This is a genomic window from Klebsiella sp. 1SOBk5mer, assembly GCF_046603115.1.
GTDB lineage: Bacteria > Pseudomonadota > Gammaproteobacteria > Enterobacterales > Enterobacteriaceae > Klebsiella > Klebsiella quasipneumoniae.
Genome location: NZ_JBKIUU010000002.1, coordinates 105,401 through 130,900, shown reverse-complemented (window position 1 = coordinate 130,900; position 25,500 = coordinate 105,401). Strand labels below are relative to the sequence as shown.

Here is a 25,500-nt window from a genome sequence, read left to right as displayed (position 1 = left end):
TCCTGAACCCTCCGTTTCGCTTTCCCGACCGCGTATCGCCGTCAGGAGAGGCCGCACCTGGTGCGGAGAAATTACAGACGATGAGGTTTACATGCGTAAAATTAAAGGGTTACGTTGGTACATGATCGCACTGGTGACGCTGGGCACCGTGCTGGGCTACCTGACCCGTAACACCGTGGCGGCGGCCGCGCCGACGCTGATGGAAGAGTTACACATCTCGACCCAACAGTACTCCTATATCATTGCAGCCTATTCCGCTGCCTATACCGTCATGCAGCCTGTCGCAGGTTATGTCCTTGATATTCTGGGGACTAAAGTCGGCTATGCCTTCTTCGCTATCGCCTGGGCGATATTCTGCGGCTCGACCGCCCTCGCCGGCAGCTGGGGCGGACTGGCGCTGGCCCGCGGCGCGGTGGGCGCGGCGGAAGCGGCGATGATCCCCGCCGGGCTGAAAGCCAGCTCCGAATGGTTCCCGGCAAAAGAGCGCTCTATCGCGGTGGGCTACTTCAACGTAGGTTCCTCTATCGGCGCCATGATCGCGCCGCCGCTGGTGGTGTGGGCGATCGTCATGCACAGCTGGCAGATGGCGTTCATTATCTCCGGGGTTCTGAGCTTCGCCTGGGCCATCGCCTGGCTGATCTTCTACAAACACCCGCGCGACCAGAAGAAATTATCTGACGAAGAACGCGACTACATCATTGGCGGCCAGGAGTCTCAACACCAGACCAATAATGCGAAGAAAATGTCGCCGTGGGAGATCCTGCGCAACCGTCAGTTCTGGGGTATCGCCCTGCCGCGCTTCCTCGCCGAGCCGGCCTGGGGGACCTTTAACGCCTGGATCCCGCTGTTCATGTTTAAGGTTTACGGCTTTAACCTGAAAGAGATCGCGATGTTCGCCTGGATGCCGATGCTGTTCGCCGACCTCGGCTGCATCGTCGGTGGATACCTGCCGCCGCTGTTCCAGCGCTGGTTCGGCGTTAACCTGATCGTGTCGCGTAAAATGGTGGTCACCATGGGCGCCCTGCTGATGATTGGCCCGGGGATGATCGGCCTGTTCACCAGCCCGTACGTGGCGATTGCCCTGCTGTGCATCGGCGGGTTTGCTCACCAGGCGCTGTCCGGGGCGCTGATTACCCTCTCTTCCGACGTCTTTGGCCGTAACGAAGTCGCTACCGCCAACGGTCTGACCGGGATGGCCGCCTGGCTGGCGAGCACCATGTTCGCCCTGGTCGTCGGCGCGCTGGCAGACACCATCGGTTTCAGCCCGCTGTTTGCGGTACTGGCGGTCTTTGACCTGCTGGGCGCGCTGGTCATCTGGACGGTGCTGAAAAACAAACCGGCTGACGATGACACGACGCCGCTTAGCAGCCGCAAACCGGCCACCCAGAGTTAGAGACGCTTATGCTGAGGTGATCGCCTGCCAAGCCGCCTTCTCAGGCGGCTTTTTCATCCCTGCCAGTGGTGGAAATCGCGTAAAAGTGGTATAACAAATCGAATATTGTCGCCATCTTGCGGGAGCGAATATGGAAATCATTGAACCACGCCGTCTTTATCAGCAACTTGCCGCTGAGCTGAAGACGCGCATCGAACAAGGTGTCTACCTTGTAGGGGATAAGCTGCCCGCCGAGCGCTTTATCGCCGATGAAAAAAACGTTAGCCGCACCGTGGTTCGTGAAGCCATTATCATGCTGGAAGTGGAAGGCTATGTCGAAGTCCGCAAAGGGTCGGGCATTCACGTCATCTCCAACCATCCGAAATACCAGCAGGTGGCCGATGAAAGCCTGGAGTTCGCCAACTATGGCCCCTTTGAGCTGCTGCAGGCGCGGCAGCTTATTGAAAGCAATATCGCCGAATTCGCGGCCACTCAGGTGACCAAGCAGGACATCATGAAGCTGATGGAGATTCAGGAGAAAGCGCGCAACGAGAAGTGTTTCCGCGACTCCGAATGGGATCTGCAGTTTCACGTCCAGGTGGCGCTGGCCACGCAGAATAGCGCCCTGGCGGCGATCGTGGAAAAAATGTGGACCCAGCGCGTGCATAACCCGTACTGGAAAAAGCTGCATGAGCATATCGATCTGCGCACCGTCGATAACTGGTGCGACGACCACGATCAGATCCTGAAGGCTCTGCTGCGTAAAGATCCGAACGCCGCCAAACTGGCGATGTGGCAGCATCTGGAAAATACCAAGCAAATGCTGTTTAACGAAACCAGCGACGACTTTGAATTTAATGCCGATCGCTACTTATTTGCCGAAAACCCGGTGGTTCATCTCGATACAGCGGCCAACGGCGCGAAATAAGCCTTTATCTCCCCGGCGCGCGGCCCCTGCGCGCCTGTTCCCCAGACAGGCTGGGGTAAGCAAAACATATATAGTGTCAGCCTGTGTAAATCCTCTCGCCTCCCATCGCCGCAATCAGCAAAATCAACGAGCAACACCTTGCAATTTCTCTGACGGAAAGTCAGGTGATTTGTTACAATTAGATGCATTTTGCCGTTCTGGGAGTAGGTATCGACTTACTTCAATTTTATACAGGGAAGCGTTCAGAGCGCCGAAGCAGCGACCATAATCTCATAAAAATCTTGTCGCCCTACATGCCGCGCGCTCAGACGTGCCGTTAACCGATGTACCAGGAATCGTGAATGGAACTATTAACCCAGTTATTGAATGCCTTGTGGGCTCAGGATTACGAAACGCTCGCGAATCCCTCCATGATTGGCATGCTGTATTTTGTCTTGTTTATGATTTTGTTCCTTGAGAACGGGTTACTGCCTGCCGCGTTTTTGCCGGGGGACAGCCTGCTTGTGCTCGTGGGCGTGCTGATCGCCAAAGGGGCGATGGGCTTTCCGGAAACGTTGCTGCTGCTCACTGCCGCCGCCAGCCTCGGCTGCTGGCTGAGCTACATCCAGGGGCGTTGGCTGGGCAATACGCGGATCGTGCAAAACTGGCTGTCGCATCTGCCTTCTCACTATCATCAGCGCGCGCATCACCTGTTTCATAAACATGGGCTCTCCGCGCTGCTGATCGGCCGCTTCATCGCCTTCGTGCGCACGCTGCTGCCGACCATCGCCGGGCTTTCCGGCCTCAATAACGCCCGCTTTCAGTTCTTTAACTGGATGAGCGGCCTGCTGTGGGTGCTCATCCTGACCTCGCTGGGCTATCTGCTGGGCAAAACCCCGGTATTCCTTAAGTATGAAGATCAGCTGATGTCCTGCCTGATGCTCCTGCCGGTTGCGCTGTTGGTCTTCGGACTGGTCGGCTCGCTGGTGGTGCTGTGGAAGAAAAAATACAGAAGCCGGGGCTAATGATGGTCATAAAACGCCCTTCCCTGCGCCAGCTCAGCTGGCTGCTGGGTGGCTCTCTTCTGCTCTGCGCGCTGTTCTGGCTCTGGCTGGCGGTGCAGCAGCAGGAGGCCACGCTGGCGATCCGTCCGGTTGGCCAGGGCGTCAGTATGCCGGATGGTTTCTCCGTCTGGCATCACCTCGACGCCAACGGTATCCGCTTCAAGAGCATTACGCCGCAAAAGGATGGCCTGCTGATTAAGTTTGATTCCACCGCCCAGGGCGCGGCGGCGAAAGAGGTTCTCGGCCGCGCTCTGCCTCATGGTTATATTATCGCCTTGCTGGAAGACGATAACTCGCCCACCGCCTGGTTATCCCGCCTGCGCGACGCGCCGCATCGGCTCGGGTAAACGGCCGTCAGACTGCGTTTTCAACGCAGTCTGGTGGTTTCCCGCATTTGTTACTATGCTTAAACCTGCGTGAATCAACGCATTCACGTTTACCAACGGGAACGGGTTTATCCTCCGGGTATCCCCTAAGACAATGGAAGGTACTATCCATGAAACACCGCATCGCTCTGCTTCTGGCCCTGTCTTCACTTAGCGCCAGCGCCATAGCCGCCTCTCCCTGCCAGGAAAAAGAGCAGGATATTCAACGAGAGATCAGCTATGCCGAAAAGCATCACAATCAAAGTCGCATTGATGGGCTAAATACCGCGCTACGCCAGGTACGGGAGAACTGCAGCGACAGTAAACTCAAAGCCGATCATCAGCAAAAAATTGCCAAACAGCGGGAAGAGATCGCTGAACGTCAGCGCGATCTGCAGGAAGCCCGGAAGAAAGGCGATGCGGACAAAATCAACAAACGCCAGCATAAACTCAATGAAGCGCAACAGGAGTTGAAAACGCTGGAGTCTCGGGATTACTAATCACTATTAACTTTCGCAATACGGACCACGCTACAGGAGAACGACATGGCTAAAGAGAATGTGACTGACGACCTTCGTGCAGAACTGAAAACGCTGGCGGACACCCTGGAGGAAGTACTGAATTCCTCGGCGGACAAGTCGAAAGAAGAGATGGGTAAACTGCGCAGTAAAGCCGAGAGCGCGCTGAAAGAAAGCCGCGCCCGTCTGGGTGAGACCAGCGAAGCGATTCTGCGTCAAACTCGTGAGACCGCCGCGCGAGCGGATGATTATGTTCGCGAAAATCCGTGGACAGGGGTCGGGATTGGCGCCGCCGTCGGGCTGGTGCTGGGTGTCCTGCTGTCGCGTCGCTGATTATGGCGAATACTCAACACACGCAGGGGCCGGGTCAGCGCGTCTTCTCCATTGGCCAGCGTATCGTTACGCTGCTGGTCGAAATGGTGGAAACACGGCTGCGCCTGGTCGTCGTGGAGCTGGAGGAGGAGAAAGCCAACCTCTTCCAGCTGCTGATCATGACCGGACTGACGCTGCTGTTTGCCGCGTTTGGCCTCATGAGTCTGCTGGTGCTGGTTATCTGGGCCGTTGACGCTCAGTACCGCCTGCACGTCATGATCGCCACCACCGTCGTGCTGCTTCTCGCCGCCGCGATTGTCGGTATCCTTACCTTACGTAAGGCGCGACGCTCCACGCTGCTGCGCCTGACGCGAAGAGAGCTGGAGAACGACCGTGCCCTTCTGGAGGAAGATAAACCATGAATGGCCGACAGGAGCGTGAACGGCAAAAGGCGCAGCTGCTGCGCCAGATCCAGCAGCAACGGCTGGAGCTGAGCGCCTGTCGCCGCCACTGGCTGGAAGCGACTGCGCCCTTAGACCGCGGCTGGCATACGCTGCTTAGTTTACGTTCGTGGCTGATGGTGGGCAGCGGTCTGATGGCCGTGTGGTCCGTCCGACACCCGCATTTTTTAATGCGCTGGACCAAACGCGGACTGGGTTTATGGAGTACCTGGCGGCTGGTCCGCGGGATCCTGCGCCAGTCGGCAGTCCGTTAGCCGCCCGGAGCGCGGGCGCTTTTCCCGGCGCCCCGCTCTGCCACTTCCTCGCCCGATACGCAACGCCGCGCGTAAAAACTTGCCCCCTGGCCGCCATCCGCGGTCAGCCAGCCCTCTGATCCCATGCCATTCCGCCCGGCCAGGCCTTTACCAGCGCCGGTCGTGACCTATCGCGTTGAGGCATTTTTCGCCCCCTCTTACCGATTACTCAGAAACTTTGAACTAGATCTACAGTTTTCCTTGCTAACAATTCCCTCTCCGCCTCGCTACTATCCTCTCCATCGACAGCAACACCGCGTAACTACGCGGGATTGCGCTAAAAAACAAAACCGCCGCCCTTTGGGTTTTCTGGAGTAAGAAATGAAAAAATTAGAAGATGTTGGTGTACTGGTAGCGCGCATTCTGATGCCGATTCTGTTTATCACTGCAGGATGGGGCAAAATCACCGGTTATGCGGGAACCCAGCAGTATATGGAAGCCATGGGCGTACCGGGTGCGCTGCTGCCGCTGACCATTCTCCTTGAATTCGGCGGCGGACTGGCGATTCTGTTCGGTTTCCTGACCCGGACCACCGCGCTGTTCACCGCAGGCTTTACGCTGTTGACCGCGTTCCTGTTCCACAGCAACTTTGCGGAAGGCGTGAACTCCCTGATGTTCATGAAAAACCTGACCATCGCTGGCGGTTACCTGCTGCTGGCCATTACCGGACCGGGCGCCTTCAGTATCGACCGTGTACTGAATAAGAAATGGTAAGCGCACTATACTGAATGAAAAAGCGAGGAGACCACTCCTCGCTTTTGCTATCTGAAGTCTGAAGGAGGAATAAAGATGGGACAATTAGTCGACGGCGTCTGGCAGGATACCTGGTATGACACAAAATCCACCGGTGGGCGTTTTAAGCGTTCCGTTTCCGCCTTCCGTAACTGGCTCACCGCCGATGGCGCGGCCGGACCGAGTGGTGAAGGGGGATTTGCGGCGGAAAAAGATCGCTATCATCTGTACGTCTCTCTCGCCTGCCCGTGGGCGCATCGCACGTTAATTATGCGTAAGCTGAAAGGACTGGAGCCTTTTCTCCCTGTCTCCGTGGTCAATCCGCTGATGCTGGAAAACGGCTGGACTTTTGACGACAGCTTCCCGGAAGCCACCGGTGACACCCTTTATCAGCACGATTTTCTCTATCAGCTGTATCTGCACGCCGACCCGCACTACACCGGTCGCGTCACCGTCCCGGTACTATGGGATAAAAAACAGCAGACCATCGTCAGCAATGAGTCGGCAGAAATCATCCGTATGTTTAATACCGCCTTCGATGGCCTGGGCGCCAGAGCCGGGGATTACTACCCGCCGGCGCTGCGGGAAAAAATCGATGAACTGAACGGCTGGATCTATGACAACGTCAATAACGGCGTGTATAAAGCCGGCTTTGCCACCAGTCAGCAGGCTTACGACGAAGCGGTGGATGCGGTGTTTACCTCGCTGGAGCGGCTGGAGCAGATCCTCGGTCAGCATCGTTACCTGACGGGCAATCAGCTGACGGAAGCGGATATTCGCCTGTGGACGACGCTGGTACGCTTCGACCCGGTGTATGTGACCCATTTTAAATGCGACAAACGACGCATCAGCGATTATCTCAATCTCTACGGCTTCCTGCGCGACATCTACCAGATGCCGGGTATCGCGGAGACGGTGAGCTTTCCGCATATTCGTCACCACTATTACCGCAGCCATAAAACCATTAACCCTACCGGCATCATCTCCATTGGGCCGCAGCAGGATCTCAGCGAACCACACGGTCGCGACCAGCGCTTCCGTTGATCCGTCGGGCGCCAGTGATGGCGCCCAATAATTCAGAAAACAGATATTTACCCACCATTCATTCACGTCTATTCTTATTGCGATCGCTTAAAAAACAAGTGATTGACGGTTAATTGAGGCGTAGAAATGGACTGGTATCTCAAGGTATTAAAAAACTATATAGGATTTGGCGGCCGTGCGCGGCGCAAAGAGTACTGGATGTTTATTCTGGTCAACCTCATCCTGACCGGCGTATTGAGCATCATCGATAAAATGCTGGGCTGGCAGCGGGCGGGCGGCGAAGGCATTCTGACGACCATCTATGGCATACTGGTCTTTTTACCGTGGTGGGCGGTGCAGTTTCGTCGTCTGCACGACACCGACCGTTCGGCATGGTGGCTGCTGCTGCTGTTGATCCCGGTCATCGGCTGGCTGGTGATCCTGATCTTTAACTGCCAGCGCGGAACGGAAGGCAACAACCGATTCGGGCCCGATCCAAAACCCTTTTCCTACTGATCTTCCTGCTCCTCCCGCTAGCGGGAGGAGCGTCCTCGACTATCTGCCGGCAAACAGCTTAGGGATCTCGCGCAGGCACCAGGACTTCGCTTCGCCCATACTGTCCCGTCGCCAGGCCATGATAATGTCAATTTCATTGGTATATTCCGGACTGACCACCCGCAAGCGTCCTTCAGCAATATCCTTCTCCACCAGTGGATAGGGCATGGTCGCCACGCCTAATCCGGCCAGCAGCGCCTGACGCTTATCTTCAATGGTGCTCACCGTTAAGCGCGGCTGTTTATCCAGCAGCTGAACGGTGAGAACGGGCCGCTCGCGCGCGGTATCCGCCACCGCGACGCCACGGTATTTGACGCGGGTGACCTCGGAGAGCGGTTCAGGCTCCTGGTGGATCGGGTGGTCCGGCGCCGCGACGTACACGCTGAGCACCGAATAGAGTTTGCGCGAGTTAATCTCCGAAGAAGAACGAAAATGCATATCCGGCGCGACAACGATATCCGCCCGCCCCTGCTCCAGCCGCTCCCAGGCGCCGGCCAGCACCTCGGTGATAATCGACAGCTGGGTGTTGGACTTGGTCGCCAGTTTCTCAATCAGCGGAAACAGATCCGGCGTGGGCACCAGCGCTTCGGTGACGATCGTCAGGTGAGTTTCCCAGCCGCGAGACAGGGCTTCGGCATCGGTGGTGAGCTTGTCCGCCGCCTCGAGCAGCACGCGACCGCGCTCCAGCAGCATACGCCCGACGTTGGTGAACTTTGTGCGATGACCCGAGCGGTCAAACAGCACCACGTCCAGCTCTTCCTCCAGTTTTTGCATGGTGTAGCTCAGGGCGGAAGGCACGCGTCCCAGTTCATCAGCCGCGGCAGCGAAGCTCCCGCGACGGTCGATCGCATCCATCACGCGTAACGCTTCCAGCGTTAATGCTCTCTCTTTAGCCATCGCTTTCTCATTCAGGAAATTTGAACATACCGGGCAGAATATCTGGCTAACAATACAGCGTCCATACCTTTACCATTGATTTAGTGTAAAGAGAGGTCAAGAACATGATTACTACCCGAACAGCCAAACAATGCGGACAAGCAGACTTCGGCTGGCTGCAGGCCCGCTACACCTTCTCCTTTGGCCACTACTTCGACCCAAAATTACTGGGCTTCGCGTCCTTACGCGTTCTCAATCAGGAAGTGCTGGCCCCCGGGGCCTCGTTCCAGGCCAGAACTTATCCCAAGGTCGATATCCTGAACCTGATTCTGGAAGGCGAAGCGGAGTATCGCGACAGCGACGGCAATCACCTGCAGGCCAGGGCCGGCGACGCGTTGATTATCGCCACTCAGCCTGGCGTGAGCTATAGCGAGCACAATCTGAGCAAAGAGCAGTCGTTAACGCGAATGCAGCTATGGCTCGATGCCTGCCCGCAGCGGGAAAACCCGCTGCAGCAGAAAATCGAGGTCGCCAACGCGCCGCTACAGCTGCTGGCCTCACCGGATGGGGGGAATAATAGCCTCCAGCTTCGCCAGCAGGCCTGGGTCTATCACATCGCGCTGGAAAAAGGTGAGCAGATCAACGTGCAATTGCATGGCCCGCGCGCCTACCTGCAGTCGATCCACGGCACCGTCCATGCCGTCGCGCAGGAACAACCCAAACAGGCTCTCACCTGTGGTGATGGGGCATTTATTCGTGACGAAGCTAACATTACCCTCGTCGCCGATACGCCGCTGCGCGCTTTGCTGATAGATTTACCGGTGTAACAACGGAAGGGATGGAGTCTGTCAGTGAGTAAGAAGAAAAACAGAAAAAAGGCGTCTCCGACGCCGCTAGCCCCGACGCCGCCGGAAACCGTCGGCGTCGTCAGCTTTGGTTATGATGAGATGCTTAGCGAACTGGAAGCCATCGTCGCCGAGGCGGAGATTCGCCTGCGGGATGAAGAAAGTCTCGCCTGAAGCTGCAGCATGGATTATTCGGCTATCGTTGGTGGCCTGCCGCTAATACCGGCCCCGAAAGGGGCTGATGGCATTATTCACTCAGCGCGTCGGCAAGATCTTTTTTCACCTGGGTGCGCTGCTCTGGCGTCAGTACCTGATTCACATCAAAATAGTACTTCACGCGATAATAACGTACCTGTTGATCAATTTTACTGAATGCCGCCAGCTGATCCTTCACCGCTTTCTCATTCCATTTACCGGAATCAATCACGTTAATCAGCGCGCCATCTTTAATGTCTTGCTGTGAAATCTGCTCAACGTTTTTTTCCATTTGCTGATGCAGACTGTTAATTTTGCTCACCTGATCGGAAGTCAGTTTTAAGTGCTGAACGATAGGGTCCTTAGCGGGTGCTGGCGCAGTCACTTCCGCGGCCTGCGCCGCCAGCGAAAAACCTGCAACGGCGGCGGTCAATAATATAGCTCGTGATACTTTTGTCATTTTATTATCCTGTATAAGTGCGTCATGATAAGACGCACTATTATTCCCTGAACAATAATGGCGATGTGTAAAAAAGCATGAACATAATTGTAAAAGAGGTTGAATGCATTCATAGATCAAATGATCTATAAGCTAAACATCCACATTGTTTATTTTTTTAGGTCCGATAACGTCGAGGTGGTTAAATTAATATCCATCCGTTGCGCGGCGAGGGTGATCTGATGTTCATCGAGCGCTTCTTTAATCGCCTCAAGAAAATCAAAATAAGTCTCCCAATATTCGCTATTTTTCACCCAGACACGAACAGTAAAGTTAAGTGTGCCCGGCATCATTTCAAGCAGACGAACCGTAGTACCACGAGATTGATCGATTCGCTTTTCACTATCAATGATAGCCTGAATGACCTGCTTAACCTGCACAATTTTAGTCTCGCTGGCCACGCCGAGGGTCAGATCGATTCGCCGAAAAGGATGGCAGGAATAATTCACAATACTGTCGGCGATGACTTTACCATTTGGAATAATAACTTCTTTATTATCAACGGTTAGTAGCGTTGTTGAAAAAACATGTACGGACTGCACCATACCAGAAATCGCGCCGACCTGTACAAAATTGCCGGCCCGAAAAGGACGTAAAGTGACTAACAGAACACCAGCGGCAAAGTTAGAAAGCGAACCTTGCAGCGCCAGACCAATTGCCAGCCCTGCCGCGCCAATAACCGCGATGATGGAAGACGTCTCAATCCCTACCCGACCTAATGCGGCGATTATCGCAAAAGCCATCGTAATATAACGAACGAGCGCAGCAAAGAAATGAACGATTGTCGCATCGACGTTGCGTCGTAAGAGAATTTTCTCGAAGGCTTTAGCGAGGACTTTTGCAAGCATTCGCCCGACAAAAAGAATAATCAGCGCTGCCACGATATTCCAGGCAAACTGCATAATTGTTTCACCATGACCGATAAGCCAGGCTATTGCCGATTTGAGCTGCGGGAATAATACTACATTTTTCACGTCTATCACTCCTGTCTGGATAACCTATAAACCTGCTATCCATTAAGCTGAATGATGACCGCTGCAAATCAGGGAATGGAGACTAACGGATAGACAATAAAACATCGTAGCGTGACAGTATTAACGAATCCGATGTTTAAAGCAGCCAAAAAACTGTTTAAAAGTGGATATTCTGCAAACCTGATTTACAACCGACTGAAATTAAAAATAAACACCTTCGTCGAGAGGTTTTATAGAGATAGTTGAAACTCACCGATAAGCCGCTTTCTTTTGAGTATAGCGTCGTGGACAGTCATTCATCTGCGTCACGGATTCAGATAGCAAAACCCCGCCGAAGCGGGGTTTTGACATAAAGAGGTGAAACTGACCGATAAGCCGCTTTCTTAGGGTATAACATCGTGGACAGTCATTCATCTGCGTCACGGATTCAGATAGCAAAAACCCCGCCGAAGCGGGGTTTTACGTAAAGCGGTGAAACTGACCGATAAGCCGCTTTCTTTGGGTATAGCGTCGTGGACAGTCATTCATCTGCGTCACGGATTCAGATAGCAAAAACCCCGCCGAAGCGGGGTTTTGACATAAAGCGGTGAAACTGACCGATAAGCCGCTTTCTTTGGGTATAGCGTCGTGGACAGTCATTCATCCGCGTCACGGATTCAGATAGCAAAACCCCGCCGAAGCGGGGTTTTGCGTAAAGAGGTGAAACTGACCGATAAGCCGCTTTCTTTGGGTATAGCGTCGTGGACAGTCATTCATCCGCGTCACGGATTCAGATAGCAAAAACCCCGCCGAAGCGGGGTTTTGACATAAAGCGGTGAAGCTGACCGATAAGCCGCTTTCTTTTGAGTATAGCGTCGTGGACAGTCATTCATCTGCGTCACGGATTCAGATAGCAAAACCCCGCCGAAGCGGGGTTTTGACATAAAGCGGTGAAGCTGACCGATAAGCCGGGTTCTGTCGTGGACAGTCATTCATCTAGGCCAGCAATCGCTCACTGGCTCAAGCAGCCTACCCGGGTTCAGTACGGGCCGTACCTTATGAACCCCTATTTGGCCTTGCTCCGGGTGGAGTTTACCGTGCCGCGGACTGTTACCAGCCGCGCGGTGCGCTCTTACCGCACCCTTTCACCCTTACCTGATCCCGCTTGCGCGGGCCATCGGCGGTTTGCTCTCTGTTGCACTGGTCGTGGGCTGTGACACCCCCCAGGCGTTACCTGGCACCTTGCCCTATGGAGCCCGGACTTTCCTCCCCTCCGCCCGTCTCCCCCCGAAAGAGGACGACGACGAAGCGGCGACTGTCTGGTCAGCTTCGGCGCGCAGTATAGTGGGTTTACCGCCCGTTGTCATCCCTCTGTCGTCATCCCGCCCTGCAGGGCGGCAGCGCTATTGCGCGACGCACGAGAAATATTGTCCAACGCGCGCGAAACGCCGCTTCCTGCGTCGCAACCGAGGTAAACACGCGGAAGACGGCGCCGATACCGCGTCCAGGCTCGCCCCGCCGTGGCAGTCTGATACTGTTGCGCCAGGCATAACCACCGGGCCGCGCAGAGCTTTTCTTGTTAGCGAGTCACTTCCACTTTCGCCAGCTTTTCGTAGTAACAAGCCAGCGCGCTATGGTCAGCGGTGCCCAGACCGTCCGCACGCAGCGCCTGCATCATCTCCATTACCGCCGCCGTCAGAGGCAACTGAGCGCCCACGCCGTGGGAGGTATCCAGCGCATTGGCCAGATCTTTAATATGCAGATCGATCCGGAAGCCCGGCTTGAAGTTACGATCCATCACCATCGGCGCTTTGGCATCCAGCACGGTACTCCCCGCCAGACCACCGCGGATCGCCTGATAAACCAGATCCGGATTGACGCCGGCTTTGGTGGCCAGAGTCAGCGCTTCGGACATGGCAGCGATGTTCAGGGCGACAATCACCTGATTGGCCAGTTTGGTCACATTGCCCGCGCCGATGTCGCCGGTATGCACCACGGAGCCGGCCATCGCTTTCATCAGCTCGTAATATTTGTCGAAGATCGCCTTGTCGCCGCCGACCATTACCGACAGGGTGCCGTCGATCGCTTTTGGTTCGCCGCCGCTTACTGGCGCGTCCAGCATATCAATGCCTTTAGCCTTCAGCGCTTCGCTGATTTCCCGGCTGGCCAGCGGCGCAATAGAGCTCATGTCGATCACCACGGTGCCCGGTTTCGCGCCTTCAATAATGCCGTTCTCCCCCAGCGCCACCTCTTTGACATGCGGCGAGTTCGGCAGCATGGTGATGATCACGTCGCACTGCTCGGCAATCGCCTTCGGCGTGGTCGCGGTCTCTGCGCCCGCGGCAATCACATCGGCAATCGCTTCCGGGTTACGGTCAGACACCACCAGCGAGTAACCCGCCTTCAGCAAATTTTTGCTCATCGGCTTGCCCATAATGCCAAGACCGATAAAACCCACTTTGATTGTCATATTGTTCTCTCTCTTCATCCTGGTGACTATTTTTTAAAGGCATCAGCAAGTTTCTGGGTTGCGGAACGGAAGACGCCCAGATCGCTGCCCACGGCGACAAAAGTGGCGCCCCACTCCAGATAGCGCCGCGCATCGGCCTCCACCGGCGCCAGAATGCCGCTTGGCTTACCGTGCTTCTTCGCGCTGGCGAAGATATGCTGGATGGCGCGCTGCACCTCAGGATGGGCGGCATTGCCCAGATGACCTAGCGCGGCGGCCAGGTCGCTCGGGCCGACGAACAGGCCGTCGACACCTTCGGTCGCGGCAATCGCCTCGACGTTGTCCACCCCGATCTGGCTCTCAATCTGTACCAGAACGGAAATGTTCTTATTGGACTGGGCGAAGTAGTCCGGCACGGTGCCGAACATATTGCCGCGATGGGAAACGGAAACCCCGCGGATCCCTTCCGGCGGATAGCGGGTAGAAGCCACCGCCTGCGCCGCCTGTTCAGCCGTCTCGACAAACGGCACCAGGAAGTTATAGAAGCCGATATCCAGCATGCGCTTAATAATGATGGGCTCGTTGGTCGGCACGCGAACCACCTGAGCGCTGGAACTGCCTTTCAGCGCCATAAGCTGCGGGATAAGCGTGGTGACGTCGTTCGGCGCGTGTTCCGCGTCCAGTACCAGCCAGTCGAAACCCGCCAGACCCAACACCTCGGTGCTAATCGGATTGGCCAGCGCGCACCAGCAGCCAATCTGCACCTGATGAGCCGCCAGCGCGGCCTTAAATTTGTTCGGGAAAATTGCGTTATCCATGATTTTTACCTTGCGTTAACCGTTGCTAACTTCTGCAATTCATTCGTTATATCACCAGCCCGGCGAGAGAGCCCCATTAGGCTGGAAAAGCGTATCGCCTGACCCCAAATATTATCCGCAGAGTAAACCGGCGAATGGGTGTCCTTTTTTATTCCCTGACCTTGAGTCCGGAAAATGTAAGCCCATCGCAAATTAACCATTTTTTATTATTCATTAGGTCACGGCTAAATTATTAACCCGCGATTCAAAGGCCAACCATGCAGATATCGGACGTCACAAAAACACGACTCAGTATAGTCAGCGCCAACTCGCCAGACACTATGCATAAACACAATATAAATACATTTTTAAAAGCTTAAGTTGGGCAATCGCCTTAAGCCATGGGCGCTAATCCACACTTCTTACGATTGCCCGCCCACCGCACGCGTCCATGGCGATAAGGAGTGATTTAGATCACATCTTCATACCGACACACCTGACATTCTTTATTTCATTATTCTGCTCTACCGCGCCAGAATGACCATTTAATTATATTTTTAGCACCTGTTTGGAGATAACTGGACAATGGCCGATATTTCAATTCGACAACCATCGCCGACCGCGTTTTATATAAAAGTTGACCCAACAGATAATGTGGCGATTATTGTCAACGATCGGGGATTGACCGCCGGAACGCGTTTCCCGGACGGCCTGACGCTCATCGAGCACATCCCACAGGGGCATAAAGTCGCCCTGGCGGATATCCCTGCCCGCGGTGAAATTATCCGTTACGGAGAAGTGATTGGCTTCGCGGTGCGCGACATCCCCCAGGGAAGCTGGATTGACGAGTCGTTAGTGGAGTTGCCTACCGCCCCGCCGTTGAACACCCTGCCGCTGGCCACCAAAGTGCCCGCCCCGCTACCGCCGCTGGAAGGCTACACCTTCGAAGGCTACCGCAATGCCGACGGCAGCGTGGGCACCAAAAATCTGCTGGGTATCACCACCAGCGTGCACTGCGTTGCGGGCGTGGTCGATTACGTGGTGAAACTCATTGAACGCGACCTGCTGCCGAACTATCCCAACGTCGACGGCGTGGTGGGTCTGAATCACCTCTATGGCTGCGGCGTAGCGATTAATGCGCCAGCGGCGGTGGTGCCGATTCGCACCATCCACAATATCGCCCTTAACCCGAACTTCGGCGGCGAAGTGATGGTCATTGGCCTTGGCTGTGAAAAGCTGCAGCCCGAACGCCTGCTGCAGGGGACCGAAGATGTCAAAAGCATCCCGGTGGACAGCGCCAGCATCGTCAGCCTGCAGGATGAAAAGCACGTGGGCTTTAAATCGATGGTCGATGACATTCTGCAGGTCGCCGAGCGCCATCTGACGAAACTCAACCAGCGTCAGCGGGAAACCTGCCCGGCCTCTGAGCTGGTGGTGGGTATGCAGTGCGGCGGCAGCGACGCTTTCTCCGGCGTGACCGCCAACCCGGCGGTGGGTTACGCCTCCGATCTGCTGGTGCGCTGCGGCGCGACGGTGATGTTCTCAGAGGTGACCGAAGTCCGCGACGCTATCCATCTGCTGACCCCGCGGGCAATCAACGAAGAGGTGGGTCAACGCCTGCTGGAAGAGATGGCCTGGTACGATAACTATCTCGACATGGGCAAAACCGACCGCAGCGCCAACCCCTCCCCCGGCAACAAGAAAGGCGGCCTGGCCAACGTGGTGGAAAAAGCGCTGGGGTCGATTGCCAAATCAGGCAAAAGCGCCATCGTTGAGGTGCTTTCCCCTGGGCAGCGCCCGACCAAACGCGGCCTGATTTACGCTGCCACCCCCGCCAGCGATTTTGTCTGCGGCACCCAGCAGGTGGCCTCTGGCATCACGGTGCAGGTATTCACCACCGGCCGCGGCACGCCTTACGGACTGATGGCGGTACCGGTGATAAAAATGGCGACCCGTACCGAGCTGGCTAACCGCTGGTATGACTTAATGGACATTAACGCCGGCACCATCGCCACCGGCGAAGAGACGATTGAGGATGTGGGGCTGAAGCTGTTCGAATTCATTCTCGACGTCGCCAGCGGACGCAAGAAAACCTTCTCCGATCAATGGGGTCTGCATAACCAGCTGGCGGTGTTTAACCCGGCGCCGGTGACCTGATCGAGAGCGTAAGGGTTTAACCACTTTAAGCCCGGATTTATCCGGGCTGGTTGCTTTCACTGGTTTTACAGGATCACTCCCCCTGCTGCTCCAGGGCATACTTATACAGCGCATTCTTCTTCACACCGTGGATCTCCGCGGCCAGCGCAGCGGCTTTCTTCAGCGGCAGCTCCGCCTGCAGCAGCGCCAGGGTACGCAGCGCCGCCGCCGGCAGCGCCTCTTCCTGCGCCTTAAAGCCTTCGACGATCAGCACCATCTCGCCTTTGCGACGGTTTTCGTCTTCCCTGACCCACGCCACCAGCTCGCCAATCGGCGCCCCGTGGATCGATTCCCAGGTTTTGGTTAGCTCGCGGGCCAGCACCACGTAGCGGGATTCTCCCAGTACCGCGCAGATATCTTCCAGACTCTCCACCAGCCGGTGGGTCGACTCGTAGAAGATGAGGGTGCGCGGCTCTTCTTCCAGCGCTTTCAGGGTATCGCGACGGCCTTTCGATTTCGCCGGCAGGAAGCCTTCATAGCAGAAACGATCGGAGGGCAAACCGGCGGCGCTGAGGGCGGCGATGGCCGCGCAGGGTCCCGGCAGCGGTACGACGCGAATATTCGCTTCACGACAGGTGCGCACCAGATGGTAGCCTGGGTCGTTAATCAGCGGCGTGCCGGCATCGGAGACCAGCGCGATGTTTTGCCCTTCTTTCAGTTTAGCGAGAAGTGTTTCCGCCTTTTGCTGCTCGTTATGGTCATGAAGCGCAAACAAGCGGGCGTTAATCGCAAAATGCTGCAGCAGCAAACCGGTGTGGCGGGTATCCTCCGCAGCAATTAAATCAACGGCTTGCAACACTTCCAGTGCGCGCTGCGTGATATCAGACAGATTTCCTATCGGAGTGGGCACAATATAGAGCTGCCCCTGAGAATTATCCGCTGATTCGTGTTGTTTCATTGTCTCGTCCGTATTGCCGATTTAATATTGAGCATTGAGCCAAAAAAATATCACTGGACACTTATGGTACCGTCAACATTTCTTCGTTCTAAGCCCGCGCGCTGTCTGCCCGTATTGCTGGCTACTCTTCTTTTTGCTGGCTGCGGCACCCACACGCAGGATCAAAGTACGGCGTTTATGCAGGGTACGTCGCAGGCCAACTCCAGTTTCTACTTGCAGCAGATGCAGCAAAGCACGAATGATAGCAAGACCAACTGGCAATTACTCGCCATTCGTGCACTGCTGCAGGAAGGAAAGAAGCAGCAGGCCATCGACCTGTTTAACCAGCTGCCGTCGAACCTGGACAGCACCCAGGCCCGTGAACAGTCACTGCTGGCGATAGAAGTGAAGCTGGCGCAGAACGACTATCAGGGGGCCCGTACTCTGTTGGCTAAGCTTGACCCGGCAAGCCTGGAGCAGCCTCAGCAGGCGCGCTACTGGCAGGCGCAAATCGATGCCAGCCAGGGTAAACCATCGGTTACGCTTCTGCGCGCCTTAATCGCCCAGCAGCCGCTGCTGAGCGATGCCAAACAGCGCCAGCAAAATATTGACGCAACCTGGCAAGCGCTGACCGCGATGACCCAGGATCAGGCCAATGCGCTGGTGATCAATGCCGATGAAAATACCCTCCAGGGCTGGCTGGATCTGCAGCGGATGTGGTTTGACAACCGCAACGATCCCACGCTGCTGAAAGCCGGCGTCAAAGACTGGCAGACGCGCTACCCGCAAAACCCGGGCGCCAAAATGCTGCCGACGGCGCTGGTGAACATGCAAAACTATAAGCCCGCCTCCATCAACAAGATTGCGCTTTTCCTGCCGCTGAACGGCCAGGCGTCGATCTTCGGCCGCACCATCCAGCAGGGCTTCGAAGCCGCCAAAAACGGCGCGCCGTCGGTGACGGGCAGCGCGGTTCCCGCTCAGGTCGCCCAGGCGGCGAACGCGTCCGGTAATGATGACGTGGTAAGCCCGTCGCAGGCGGAAATTAGCGATCTTACGGCTACCGGAAGTCGCGCTGAACCGGTGCAGGCCCCGGCGCAAACCCAGGCAACGCCAGCCGCGGAGCCGGCCGCTCAGGCCCCGGCAGCGGTCGCCGCGCCGCAGACCACCGCCTCTCCGGCCACCCAGCCGGTCACTGCCCCGGCCGCACAGCCGCAGCCAGTGGTCGCCACCGCCGCCAACCCCTCGGCAGAACTGAAAATTTACGATACCACCAGCCAGCCGATCGGCCAGCTGCTTGCTCAGGCTCAGCAGGACGGCGCCACCCTCGTCGTCGGACCGCTGCTGAAAGAGAACGTCGAAGATGTTATCAAGAGCAATACGCCGCTCAACGTGCTGGCGCTCAACCAGCCGGAGAAGGTCGAAGGCCGCGCTAATATCTGCTATTTCGCGCTGTCGCCGGAAGACGAAGCGCGTGACGCCGCCCGACATATCCATCAACAGGGCAAACAGACGCCGTTGCTGCTGGTTCCGCGCGGCGCCCTGGGCGATCGTGTGGTCAGCGCGTTTGCCGACGAGTGGCTGAAGCTGGGCGGCGCCAGCGTCCTGCAGCAGCGTTTTGGCTCCACGGCGGAGCTGCGCGCCGGCGTTAACGGCGGAGGGGGCATTGCGCTGAGCGGCACCCCGGTCTCCACCCTGCCATCAGCGCAGAACAGCGTCCTCGGCAGTGCGGATGAGATGCCGGTTAGCAGCGGCGGCAGCGTCGACGCGGCCTACATCCTCGCCACCCCGGAACAGATTGGCTATATCAAACCCATGATCGCGATGCGCAACGGCAGCCAGAGCAATGTCACCCTGTACGCCAGCTCGCGCAGCGCGCAGGGCACCGCCGGTCCGGATTTCCGTCTGGAGATGGAAGGCCTGCAGTATAGCGAAATCCCGATGCTGGCTGGCAGCAACCCGGCGCTGATGCAGCAGGCGCTGTCTGCGGTGCGCAATGACTACTCGCTGGCGCGTCTGTATGCGATGGGCGCTGACGCCTGGTCGCTGGCAAACCACTTCACGCAAATGCGCCAGACGCCGGGCTTCGAGCTGAACGGGAATACCGGCGATCTGACGGCGACTCAGGACTGCGTGATTAACAGGAAACTGTCATGGCTCAAGTACCAGCAGGGACAAATCGTCCCGGCCAGCTAAGCAAACAGACCGGCGATGCATGGGAACACCGTGCTCGCCGCTGGCTGGAAGGCCAGGGCCTGCGTTTTATCGCCGCCAACGCCCGCGAGCGTGGCGGCGAAATTGACCTCATCATGCGCGACGGCGCCGTCACCGTCTTTGTCGAGGTGCGCTACCGCCGCAGCGCCCTGTACGGTGACGCGGCGGCCAGCGTCACCCCGCAAAAACAGCAACGCCTCCTTAAAGCCGCCCGTTTGTGGCTCTGCCGACAGAATGGGAGCTTTGAGACTGTGGATTGCCGTTTCGATGTGGTAGCCTTCACCGGAAACGACATCCAATGGCTAAAAAACGCCTTTGGCGAATAGCGTAATACCAGAAGTAAGGGATCCCGTGCTCGACAGAATCAAAGCCTGCTTTACCGAAAGCATTCAAACCCAAATTGCCGCAGCAGAAGCACTCCCGGACGCCATCTCCCGGGCGGCGATGACGCTCGTGCATTCCCTGCTCAACGGCAACAAAATCCTCTGTTGTGGTAATGGCACTTCCGCCGCCAACGCACAGCATTTTGCTGCCAGCATGATTAATCGTTTTGAAACGGAACGCCCTGGTTTACCCGCCATTGCACTAAACACCGATAATGTGGTCTTAACTGCCATCGCTAACGATCGCCTGCATGACGAGATTTACGCCAAGCAGGTGCGCGCCCTGGGACACGCCGGCGATGTGCTGCTGGCAATCTCCACGCGCGGTAACAGCCGGGACATCGTCAAGGCAGTGGAAGCCGCCGTGACCCGCGACATGACCATCGTCGCGTTGACCGGCTATGACGGCGGTGAGCTGGCGGGCCTGTTAGGTCAGCAGGATGTCGAAATTCGCATCCCCTCGCACCGCAGCGCGCGTATCCAGGAGATGCATATGCTGACCGTCAACTGTCTGTGCGATTTGATAGATAACACTCTTTTTCCACACCAGGACGATTAAGGAGAACACATGAAGGCTCTCTCGCCCCTCGCCATCCTGCTTTCTGCACTACTGCTGCAGGGCTGCGTTGCCGCCGCGGTAGTCGGAACGGCAGCAGTCGGCACTAAAGCCGCTACGGACCCGCGTACGGTGGGAACCCAGGTCGATGACAGCACCCTGGAACTGCGCGTCAATAGCGCCTTGTCGAAAGATGAACAGATTAAGAAACAGGCCCGCATCAACGTTACCGCTTATCAGGGCAAAGTCCTGCTGACCGGTCAGTCGCCGACGCCGGACCTCTCAGCCCGCGCCAAGCAAATCGCCATGGGCGTGGAAGGAACCACGGAAGTATTTAACGAAGTGCGCCAGGGCCAGCCGATTGGTTTAGGCACCGCCTCTTCTGATACCTGGATTACCACCAAGGTGCGTTCACAGCTGCTGGGCACCGATCAGGTCAAATCCTCGAACGTGAAGGTGACCACGGAAAACAGCGAAGTCTTCCTGATGGGGCTGGTGACCGACCGTGAAGGCCGCGCGGCGGCGGATATCGCCAGCCGGGTGAGCGGCGTGTCCCGGGTGACTACCGCCTTTACCTACATCAAATAAAGCTGCAGTTTCCCGGCTGGCGCTACGCTTAGCCGGGCTGCAGTCCCCTGTTCGTTATGTGCCGGGTTAGGCGTAGCGCCGCCCGGCACACCATCCGGCTATCCGTACGTTTACAGCACACTACACCAGCGCCAGCGCACCGACAATCGCGCCGCACAGCGCCACCAGCCCGCCGGTCAGCCACAGTGCTTTGGCCGGGAAGGCTTTGCGCAGCATAATCAGCGACGGCACGCTCACCGCCGGCAACGTAATCAGCAGCGCCAGCGCCGGCGCGACGCCCATCCCTGCCAGCATCATCGTCTGGACAATCGGAATTTCCGCCGCGGTAGGGATCACAAACAGGCAGCCGGCGATCGCCATCGCGATGACCCAGAACAAGGTATTATCCACCACGCCATCAGCGTGCGGGAACAGCCAGACGCGCGCCGCCCCCAGCACCAGTACCGCAAGGATATAAACCGGGATGGTGTTCCAGAACAACGTCCACAGCGCCCGCAGCCAGCGGCTAAAGAAACCGCCCTGGGCCGCTTCCGGTTGCGCTTCAGGCACCACGGCAGGCTGCGTCGCCGCCTCTTTTACCCATTTTTGCACCAGCGTTGCGACAATCAGCACCGTCGCCAGGCCCGCCACCAGGCGAACCAGCGCAAACTGCCAGCCCAGAACAAAGCCCATAAACACCAATGTCGCCGGGTTGAGCAGCGGATTGCCCATCCAGAACGCCAGCGCCCCGCCCATCGACACCTGCTGTTTGCGCATCCCGGCCGCGACCGGCGCGGCGCAGCAGGTGCACATCATGCCTGGCAGCGAGAAAATCGCCCCCAGCAGCGTCCCCTGAAAACGCGATTGCCCCAGGGTGCGCAGCAGCCAGTCGCGCGGGATCAGCACCTGAATCAGCGACCCGAGCAGCACGCCGAGCACCGCCGCTTTCCAGACGGCAAGGAAGTAAACCATCGCGTAGTCCCACGCCGCCTTTAACGGATTAGCGTCGGCCTGGGCGAGAATGGATTTACCGATACTGTGGGTTTCCGCAGCGGTGAAGGCTTTCCCGTAGTACGGCTGCCATTTGACGAACCACAGGCCGACAATCACGACGAGAAAGAAAAGCGCGGGTTTCCACCATTGAAATGGTGACGCCGCCTGAGATGAAGACTGACCAGCCATAGCATTCCCCAGCAAGAAATGTGGATATGAATTGAAGCCGTGAATACTACGCCGGAAGCCTGCGTTTGCAAACCGCTATTCCGCCTGCCGCGCGGCGCGCTCCCGCAGCTCGGACGATGACAGAATTTGTACCCCTTCGTGAGTGGGCGACAGCGCCTCCTCCAGCAGGGCAATCGCCACGTCGCGGGCCGCAATGGATTTCCAGTTCCCCGGTAAGAGTCGGAACAGCGGTTCGAGGAAGGTCTCATTGGCCCGTTTTTTTTCCCGCTCGCCTGACAGCATCGACGGCCGGGCAATGGTCAGCCGCGGCCATCCTTGCTCGATCAGCGCCGCCTCCATTTCCCCCTTCACCCGATTGTAGAAAAATGGCGAGTGGGCGTTAGCGCCCATCGCGCTGACCACCAGCATATGCTGAGCGCCTAGCCGTTTGCCGGTCAGCGCCGTATCAACAACCAGCGTAAAGTCGGCATGGACAAAGGCCTCTTTACTTCCCGCTTCCCGGCGCGTCGTTCCCAGACAGCAGAAGACAATGTCGACCGGGTCGACCACCTGCGCCAAGGCGTCGGTCAGCTGCGGATCGTACGGATTAAACACGCCTTCCGCCGGCGCCAGTGGGCGACGCGTCGGGGCGGCGATGGTGCTGATGCGGGGTTCATTCTGCAGCAGCCGGAGTAAGTGACCGCCAACTAACCCGGTCGCGCCGGTCAATAATACCTGACTCATTGATTCTCCTTTACGGAATTCTCTGCCTTGCACTTTCGCGCTCATGTTCCAGGCTTAATACCTTACAAGGTAAGTATCCACCATCATCATGGAATTACCTCATTGACCATCCAGACAGCGGAGGAAGCATGAGTAAAAAGATAGCCGTGCTCATTACCGACGACTTTGAAGATTCTGAATTTACCTCTCCCGCCGAGGCGTTTAAGCTCGCCGGGCATCAGGTCGTGACGATCGAAAAGCAGGCTGGCAAGACGGTGAAGGGTAAACAGGGAGAAGCAGAGGTCGCCATCGATCGGGCCATTGATGACGTCACACCGGGTGAATTTGATGCCTTGTTGCTGCCAGGGGGCTATTCCCCGGACCAGCTGCGCGGGGATGAACGCTTTGTCATCTTTACGCGCGATTTTGTCAACGGCGGGAAGCCGGTCTTCGCCATCTGCCACGGCCCGCAGCTGCTGATCAGCGCCGATGTGATCCGCGGGCGTAAGCTCACGGCGGTAAAACCGATCGTGGTGGATGTGAAAAACGCCGGGGGCGAGTTTTACGACCAGGAGGTGGTGGTCGATAACGAACAGCTGGTCACCAGCAGAACGCCGGACGATCTGCCGGCCTTCAATCGCGAAGCGCTACGCCTGCTCGGCGCCGGCATCGCGCCGCCAGTGTAGCTTTTTCCCGAACCCCAGCGTGTTGTCGGTAAACTTGATTTCGTCCGGACGAATCTCCCAGACCGGCGCCGACAGCATGCGGGCCACCGGGAAGCGCTTGACGTAGCGCTGGCGCATTAGCGCCTCTTCGTCGCCGCGCAGACGACGGATCTCGCCCTGGAACTGCACGCCGCGGATCAGGGCCACGGTCTTGGGCTGACCGTTGACCGTCCCGGCCACCTTCGCCCGCTCGCCGGTCATCTGGCCGTGGCGGGTGTGCTCCTCGCTGAGCAGATAAAAGGCCACGGTATCCGGGTCATAGACGTAAAAGGCATTCGCACACCACAGCTCGTCGTCACGGGAGACGCACCAGGTAACGACGTGCTGTTTACTCAGCCAGCGGCCAATGGCGGCAAGCGTATCCATCTTTCTTCTCCGTTATGCTATGGTGCATACACCTTACCATAGTGACTTTGTGACCGTGTGCTGGTTTCTGTATCTCATTCGAACCGCGGATAATCGCCTCTATACCGGCATCACCACCGATGTGCCGCGCCGCTTTCGCCAGCATCAGGCAGGGAAAGGCGCGAAGGCGTTGCGCGGCAAAGGCGACCTGCGACTGGCCTTTAGTCATGAAGTTGGTGAACACTCACTTGCTTTGCGGCTGGAATACCGCATTAAGCAGCTAACGAAGCGCGAAAAAGAGCGCCTCGTTGCCGGAGAGGATACCGTTGAAACCCTGCTGGCAAGGCTTAAAAACGATTAAAGTGGTCGCTGTATTCGACCTGGCCGTGGACGCCTTCGAGGGCGTCATCCGCCAGGCGATGCACCTGGAACGCCTCCGCGCTGTCCGGCCAGCGGCAGCGGAGATCGAAGCGCGCGGCCGGTTCAAAACCAAAGCGACGGTATAACGCCGGGTCGCCCAGCGTCACCACCGCGGCATAGCCAAACTCATTCAGCGAATCCAGCCCTTCATAGACCAGCTGCCGGCCAATGCCCTGTCCGCGATAGCGTTCATCCACCGCCAGCGGCGCCAGGCCGACCCACTGCAGCTCTTCACCTTCCACCGCAACCGGGCTGAAGGCAACGTAGCCGATCACCTGGCCTTCATCATCCGTCGCCACTACCCCCAGCGTGATCAGTCCATCTTCACGCAGATCGTGCACCAGCTGCGCTTCGGCATCGCGGCCGAAGGTACGACGCAGCAGCGCGTCGATTCCCGGTGCATCAATCCCAATTTCCACTCGAATCAGCATGCCTCACCTACCGATGTCTGTTCAGGTTTCTGCGGGCTCTTCAGTCCAGCTTCGACAAAATCCGCCAGTTGCAGCAACATCACGCGCAGCGCTTTGGGCATCTGCTCGAGCTCAATGGCGTCCATCAAATTTTTTACATACAGCCCCAGCTCCGTATCGCCTTCAATAACCAGACGACGCTGGAAGAATAGCGTATCCGGATCCTGCTTGCGCGCGGCGATCATTAACAGATCGCTGGCGTCGGCGCTGAAGCTGACGTCGGCGTCGGCCTGCTGGCTGACCACCAGGCGACCATCGACTACCGAGGTATACCACAGCAGACCGATGTCACGCACATGAATACTTAACCAGCGCCCCTCGAGAAACTCCAGCTCACCCTCCGCCAGCGCCTGGCGAAACTGCCAGCTAAGCACCTGCTCCAGCACCTGGCGCTTGAGGGCAAAAGGCGCCAGCTTAACCGGCACGCTCATTAAAGACGGGCCAAAGTGGACCAGCCGGGAACGCAGTTTATCCAACACAAGCTTTACTCCATGAATGCAATTGTGCCGCTATTGTGCCATATCACATAAACAACATAGCGGCGTAAATCAACAAAAACGCGATGACGGCAGCCAGTTATTGGCGCCGCCAATACACTTTTAACTGCCTCAAATCAAAAATTGTCACCAGAAGGTTAACTAAAATCCCTG

General features: G+C 57.1%; 31 protein-coding genes and 1 other RNA gene. 20 read left to right on the top strand and 12 right to left on the bottom strand.

Annotated features, from left to right (window positions below; translation table 11 throughout):
* Positions 1–91 precede the first annotated feature (91 nt).
* The 11 genes from ACLH1U_RS06290 to ACLH1U_RS06240 all read left to right on the top strand — a co-directional run bounded on the left by ACLH1U_RS06290 (position 92) and on the right by ACLH1U_RS06240 (position 7,563).
* Entirely contained in the window at positions 92–1,393 is a 1,302-nt protein-coding gene (locus tag ACLH1U_RS06290) for an MFS transporter (protein WP_023291089.1), read from the top strand.
* 130 nt (positions 1,394–1,523) lie between these two features.
* On the top strand, positions 1,524–2,300 hold the full coding sequence (gene exuR, locus ACLH1U_RS06285; RefSeq protein WP_004206120.1) for a transcriptional regulator ExuR: 777 nt from the start codon (positions 1,524–1,526) through the stop codon (positions 2,298–2,300).
* A 341-nt stretch (positions 2,301–2,641) separates the two neighbouring features.
* Positions 2,642–3,304: a DedA family general envelope maintenance protein YqjA gene (gene yqjA, locus ACLH1U_RS06280; protein ID WP_023291090.1), complete on the top strand. Its 663-nt coding sequence runs from the start codon at positions 2,642–2,644 to the stop codon at positions 3,302–3,304.
* Between the two features lie 8 nt (positions 3,305–3,312).
* Positions 3,313–3,690 (top strand): EnvZ/OmpR regulon moderator MzrA, encoded by a 378-nt coding sequence (mzrA, locus tag ACLH1U_RS06275; RefSeq protein WP_072096611.1) that lies wholly within the window; start codon positions 3,313–3,315, stop codon positions 3,688–3,690.
* A 149-nt stretch (positions 3,691–3,839) separates the two neighbouring features.
* Positions 3,840–4,208, top strand: a complete 369-nt coding sequence (locus ACLH1U_RS06270) for a DUF1090 domain-containing protein (protein ID WP_004206124.1) — start codon at positions 3,840–3,842, stop codon at positions 4,206–4,208.
* 45 nt (positions 4,209–4,253) lie between these two features.
* Positions 4,254–4,559 (top strand): YqjD family protein, encoded by a 306-nt coding sequence (locus ACLH1U_RS06265; protein ID WP_002917916.1) that lies wholly within the window; start codon positions 4,254–4,256, stop codon positions 4,557–4,559.
* A 2-nt stretch (positions 4,560–4,561) separates the two neighbouring features.
* Entirely contained in the window at positions 4,562–4,960 is a 399-nt protein-coding gene (locus tag ACLH1U_RS06260; RefSeq protein WP_023291093.1) for a phage holin family protein, read from the top strand.
* Positions 4,957–5,253: a YqjK-like family protein gene (locus ACLH1U_RS06255; RefSeq protein ID WP_023291094.1), complete on the top strand. Its 297-nt coding sequence runs from the start codon at positions 4,957–4,959 to the stop codon at positions 5,251–5,253. The genes ACLH1U_RS06260 and ACLH1U_RS06255 overlap by 4 nt, the downstream gene beginning before the upstream one ends.
* A 360-nt stretch (positions 5,254–5,613) precedes the next feature.
* On the top strand, positions 5,614–6,006 hold the full coding sequence (locus ACLH1U_RS06250) for a DoxX family protein (RefSeq protein WP_002917920.1): 393 nt from the start codon (positions 5,614–5,616) through the stop codon (positions 6,004–6,006).
* A 75-nt stretch (positions 6,007–6,081) separates the two neighbouring features.
* Positions 6,082–7,068, top strand: a complete 987-nt coding sequence (locus ACLH1U_RS06245; protein WP_023291095.1) for a glutathione S-transferase family protein — start codon at positions 6,082–6,084, stop codon at positions 7,066–7,068.
* 126 nt (positions 7,069–7,194) lie between these two features.
* A complete protein-coding gene (locus ACLH1U_RS06240; protein WP_017900662.1) occupies positions 7,195–7,563 on the top strand; it encodes a DUF805 domain-containing protein in 369 nt (122 codons plus the stop codon).
* Between the two features lie 39 nt (positions 7,564–7,602).
* Here the strand turns inward: ACLH1U_RS06240 and ACLH1U_RS06235 are convergent, their stop codons facing one another.
* Positions 7,603–8,499 (bottom strand): LysR family transcriptional regulator, encoded by an 897-nt coding sequence (locus tag ACLH1U_RS06235; RefSeq protein ID WP_004144865.1) that lies wholly within the window; start codon positions 8,497–8,499, stop codon positions 7,603–7,605.
* Positions 8,500–8,603: 104 nt separating this feature from the next.
* On the opposite strand from ACLH1U_RS06235, the gene ACLH1U_RS06230 reads away from it, so the two are divergent.
* Both ACLH1U_RS06230 and ACLH1U_RS06225 read left to right on the top strand, forming a co-directional pair.
* Positions 8,604–9,305, top strand: a complete 702-nt coding sequence (locus tag ACLH1U_RS06230; RefSeq protein WP_023291096.1) for a pirin family protein — start codon at positions 8,604–8,606, stop codon at positions 9,303–9,305.
* A 24-nt stretch (positions 9,306–9,329) separates the two neighbouring features.
* A complete protein-coding gene (locus ACLH1U_RS06225; protein ID WP_004206134.1) occupies positions 9,330–9,497 on the top strand; it encodes a hypothetical protein in 168 nt (55 codons plus the stop codon).
* A 73-nt stretch (positions 9,498–9,570) separates the two neighbouring features.
* Here ACLH1U_RS06225 and ACLH1U_RS06220 read toward each other — a convergent pair whose 3' ends face one another.
* The 5 genes from ACLH1U_RS06220 to garL form a co-directional block, all read right to left on the bottom strand.
* Positions 9,571–9,978: a Spy/CpxP family protein refolding chaperone gene (locus ACLH1U_RS06220; RefSeq protein WP_032454162.1), complete on the bottom strand. Its 408-nt coding sequence runs from the start codon at positions 9,976–9,978 to the stop codon at positions 9,571–9,573.
* A 149-nt stretch (positions 9,979–10,127) separates the two neighbouring features.
* Positions 10,128–10,991: a mechanosensitive ion channel domain-containing protein gene (locus ACLH1U_RS06215; protein WP_032454163.1), complete on the bottom strand. Its 864-nt coding sequence runs from the start codon at positions 10,989–10,991 to the stop codon at positions 10,128–10,130.
* Positions 10,992–11,918: 927 nt separating this feature from the next.
* An RNA gene (gene rnpB / locus ACLH1U_RS06210) (RNase P RNA component class A) lies at positions 11,919–12,301 on the bottom strand.
* Between the two features lie 248 nt (positions 12,302–12,549).
* The gene (gene garR / locus ACLH1U_RS06205) at positions 12,550–13,440 is read right to left on the bottom strand and encodes a 2-hydroxy-3-oxopropionate reductase (protein ID WP_032454164.1); all 891 of its coding nucleotides are present in this window, start codon (positions 13,438–13,440) and stop codon (positions 12,550–12,552) included.
* 26 nt (positions 13,441–13,466) lie between these two features.
* Entirely contained in the window at positions 13,467–14,237 is a 771-nt protein-coding gene (gene garL, locus ACLH1U_RS06200) for a 2-dehydro-3-deoxyglucarate aldolase (protein ID WP_023291100.1), read from the bottom strand.
* A gap of 564 nt (positions 14,238–14,801) precedes the next feature.
* Between garL and garD the strand changes: the two genes are divergently transcribed.
* Positions 14,802–16,373 carry a galactarate dehydratase gene (gene garD, locus ACLH1U_RS06195; protein ID WP_048298401.1) on the top strand — a complete coding sequence of 524 codons (1,572 nt, stop codon included), beginning with the start codon at positions 14,802–14,804 and terminating at the stop codon, positions 16,371–16,373.
* Between the two features lie 73 nt (positions 16,374–16,446).
* Here the strand turns inward: garD and rsmI are convergent, their stop codons facing one another.
* Positions 16,447–17,310 carry a 16S rRNA (cytidine(1402)-2'-O)-methyltransferase gene (rsmI, locus tag ACLH1U_RS06190; RefSeq protein ID WP_023291102.1) on the bottom strand — a complete coding sequence of 288 codons (864 nt, stop codon included), beginning with the start codon at positions 17,308–17,310 and terminating at the stop codon, positions 16,447–16,449.
* Between the two features lie 63 nt (positions 17,311–17,373).
* Between rsmI and ACLH1U_RS06185 the strand changes: the two genes are divergently transcribed.
* The 4 genes from ACLH1U_RS06185 to dolP are packed head-to-tail and all read left to right on the top strand — an operon-like array spanning position 17,374 to position 21,027.
* Entirely contained in the window at positions 17,374–19,482 is a 2,109-nt protein-coding gene (locus ACLH1U_RS06185; RefSeq protein WP_048298403.1) for a penicillin-binding protein activator, read from the top strand.
* Positions 19,440–19,826 carry a YraN family protein gene (locus ACLH1U_RS06180; RefSeq protein WP_023291104.1) on the top strand — a complete coding sequence of 129 codons (387 nt, stop codon included), beginning with the start codon at positions 19,440–19,442 and terminating at the stop codon, positions 19,824–19,826. Before ACLH1U_RS06185 ends, ACLH1U_RS06180 begins: the two co-directional genes overlap by 43 nt.
* 25 nt (positions 19,827–19,851) lie before the next feature.
* Complete coding sequence (gene diaA, locus ACLH1U_RS06175; RefSeq protein WP_072046048.1) at positions 19,852–20,442, top strand: DnaA initiator-associating protein DiaA; 591 nt, start codon at positions 19,852–19,854, stop codon at positions 20,440–20,442.
* Positions 20,443–20,451: 9 nt separating this feature from the next.
* A complete protein-coding gene (dolP, locus tag ACLH1U_RS06170) occupies positions 20,452–21,027 on the top strand; it encodes a division/outer membrane stress-associated lipid-binding lipoprotein (protein WP_023291105.1) in 576 nt (191 codons plus the stop codon).
* A gap of 120 nt (positions 21,028–21,147) precedes the next feature.
* Here the strand turns inward: dolP and ACLH1U_RS06165 are convergent, their stop codons facing one another.
* Both ACLH1U_RS06165 and ACLH1U_RS06160 read right to left on the bottom strand, forming a co-directional pair.
* The gene (locus tag ACLH1U_RS06165; protein ID WP_023291106.1) at positions 21,148–22,188 is read right to left on the bottom strand and encodes a permease; all 1,041 of its coding nucleotides are present in this window, start codon (positions 22,186–22,188) and stop codon (positions 21,148–21,150) included.
* A 75-nt stretch (positions 22,189–22,263) separates the two neighbouring features.
* On the bottom strand, positions 22,264–22,911 hold the full coding sequence (locus ACLH1U_RS06160) for an NAD(P)H-binding protein (protein WP_023291107.1): 648 nt from the start codon (positions 22,909–22,911) through the stop codon (positions 22,264–22,266).
* Positions 22,912–23,039: 128 nt separating this feature from the next.
* On the opposite strand from ACLH1U_RS06160, the gene ACLH1U_RS06155 reads away from it, so the two are divergent.
* Positions 23,040–23,576, top strand: coding sequence for a type 1 glutamine amidotransferase domain-containing protein (locus ACLH1U_RS06155; protein ID WP_263077968.1), 537 nt, complete (start codon positions 23,040–23,042; stop codon positions 23,574–23,576).
* Here ACLH1U_RS06155 and ACLH1U_RS06150 read toward each other — a convergent pair.
* Positions 23,538–23,981, bottom strand: a complete 444-nt coding sequence (locus ACLH1U_RS06150; protein ID WP_102003070.1) for a YhbP family protein — start codon at positions 23,979–23,981, stop codon at positions 23,538–23,540. The two genes, ACLH1U_RS06155 and ACLH1U_RS06150, sit on opposite strands and share 39 nt — an antisense overlap.
* Positions 23,982–24,030: 49 nt before the next feature.
* Between ACLH1U_RS06150 and ACLH1U_RS06145 the strand changes: the two genes are divergently transcribed.
* Complete coding sequence (locus ACLH1U_RS06145; protein WP_032429219.1) at positions 24,031–24,321, top strand: GIY-YIG nuclease family protein; 291 nt, start codon at positions 24,031–24,033, stop codon at positions 24,319–24,321.
* Here ACLH1U_RS06145 and ACLH1U_RS06140 read toward each other — a convergent pair.
* Positions 24,308–24,811: a GNAT family N-acetyltransferase gene (locus tag ACLH1U_RS06140; RefSeq protein ID WP_023291110.1), complete on the bottom strand. Its 504-nt coding sequence runs from the start codon at positions 24,809–24,811 to the stop codon at positions 24,308–24,310. The genes ACLH1U_RS06145 and ACLH1U_RS06140 overlap by 14 nt on opposite strands.
* Entirely contained in the window at positions 24,805–25,329 is a 525-nt protein-coding gene (locus ACLH1U_RS06135; protein ID WP_002918231.1) for an SCP2 domain-containing protein, read from the bottom strand. Before ACLH1U_RS06135 ends, ACLH1U_RS06140 begins: the two co-directional genes overlap by 7 nt.
* Positions 25,330–25,500 lie beyond the last annotated feature (171 nt).

Bases quoted from the DNA above. Each gene is read 5' to 3' on its own strand.
- ACLH1U_RS06230 (WP_023291096.1), top strand. From the start codon at position 8,604: ATGATTACTACCCGAACAGCCAAACAATGCGGACAAGCAGACTTCGGC.
- exuR (WP_004206120.1), top strand. From the start codon at position 1,524: ATGGAAATCATTGAACCACGCCGTCTTTATCAGCAACTTGCCGCTGAG.
- ACLH1U_RS06155 (WP_263077968.1), top strand. From the start codon at position 23,040: ATGAGTAAAAAGATAGCCGTGCTCATTACCGACGACTTTGAAGATTCT.
- ACLH1U_RS06220 (WP_032454162.1), bottom strand. From the start codon at position 9,978: ATGACAAAAGTATCACGAGCTATATTATTGACCGCCGCCGTTGCAGGT.
- garD (WP_048298401.1), top strand. From the start codon at position 14,802: ATGGCCGATATTTCAATTCGACAACCATCGCCGACCGCGTTTTATATA.
- ACLH1U_RS06250 (WP_002917920.1), top strand. From the start codon at position 5,614: ATGAAAAAATTAGAAGATGTTGGTGTACTGGTAGCGCGCATTCTGATG.
- ACLH1U_RS06260 (WP_023291093.1), top strand. From the start codon at position 4,562: ATGGCGAATACTCAACACACGCAGGGGCCGGGTCAGCGCGTCTTCTCC.
- yqjA (WP_023291090.1), top strand. From the start codon at position 2,642: ATGGAACTATTAACCCAGTTATTGAATGCCTTGTGGGCTCAGGATTAC.
- ACLH1U_RS06270 (WP_004206124.1), top strand. From the start codon at position 3,840: ATGAAACACCGCATCGCTCTGCTTCTGGCCCTGTCTTCACTTAGCGCC.
- ACLH1U_RS06150 (WP_102003070.1), bottom strand. From the start codon at position 23,981: ATGGATACGCTTGCCGCCATTGGCCGCTGGCTGAGTAAACAGCACGTC.
- ACLH1U_RS06240 (WP_017900662.1), top strand. From the start codon at position 7,195: ATGGACTGGTATCTCAAGGTATTAAAAAACTATATAGGATTTGGCGGC.
- ACLH1U_RS06265 (WP_002917916.1), top strand. From the start codon at position 4,254: ATGGCTAAAGAGAATGTGACTGACGACCTTCGTGCAGAACTGAAAACG.
- ACLH1U_RS06160 (WP_023291107.1), bottom strand. From the start codon at position 22,911: ATGAGTCAGGTATTATTGACCGGCGCGACCGGGTTAGTTGGCGGTCAC.
- dolP (WP_023291105.1), top strand. From the start codon at position 20,452: ATGAAGGCTCTCTCGCCCCTCGCCATCCTGCTTTCTGCACTACTGCTG.
- ACLH1U_RS06185 (WP_048298403.1), top strand. From the start codon at position 17,374: ATGGTACCGTCAACATTTCTTCGTTCTAAGCCCGCGCGCTGTCTGCCC.
- ACLH1U_RS06290 (WP_023291089.1), top strand. From the start codon at position 92: ATGCGTAAAATTAAAGGGTTACGTTGGTACATGATCGCACTGGTGACG.
- ACLH1U_RS06245 (WP_023291095.1), top strand. From the start codon at position 6,082: ATGGGACAATTAGTCGACGGCGTCTGGCAGGATACCTGGTATGACACA.
- garR (WP_032454164.1), bottom strand. From the start codon at position 13,440: ATGACAATCAAAGTGGGTTTTATCGGTCTTGGCATTATGGGCAAGCCG.
- ACLH1U_RS06140 (WP_023291110.1), bottom strand. From the start codon at position 24,811: ATGCTGATTCGAGTGGAAATTGGGATTGATGCACCGGGAATCGACGCG.
- rsmI (WP_023291102.1), bottom strand. From the start codon at position 17,310: ATGAAACAACACGAATCAGCGGATAATTCTCAGGGGCAGCTCTATATT.
- garL (WP_023291100.1), bottom strand. From the start codon at position 14,237: ATGGATAACGCAATTTTCCCGAACAAATTTAAGGCCGCGCTGGCGGCT.
- ACLH1U_RS06180 (WP_023291104.1), top strand. From the start codon at position 19,440: ATGGCTCAAGTACCAGCAGGGACAAATCGTCCCGGCCAGCTAAGCAAA.
- ACLH1U_RS06165 (WP_023291106.1), bottom strand. From the start codon at position 22,188: ATGGCTGGTCAGTCTTCATCTCAGGCGGCGTCACCATTTCAATGGTGG.
- ACLH1U_RS06235 (WP_004144865.1), bottom strand. From the start codon at position 8,499: ATGGCTAAAGAGAGAGCATTAACGCTGGAAGCGTTACGCGTGATGGAT.
- ACLH1U_RS06255 (WP_023291094.1), top strand. From the start codon at position 4,957: ATGAATGGCCGACAGGAGCGTGAACGGCAAAAGGCGCAGCTGCTGCGC.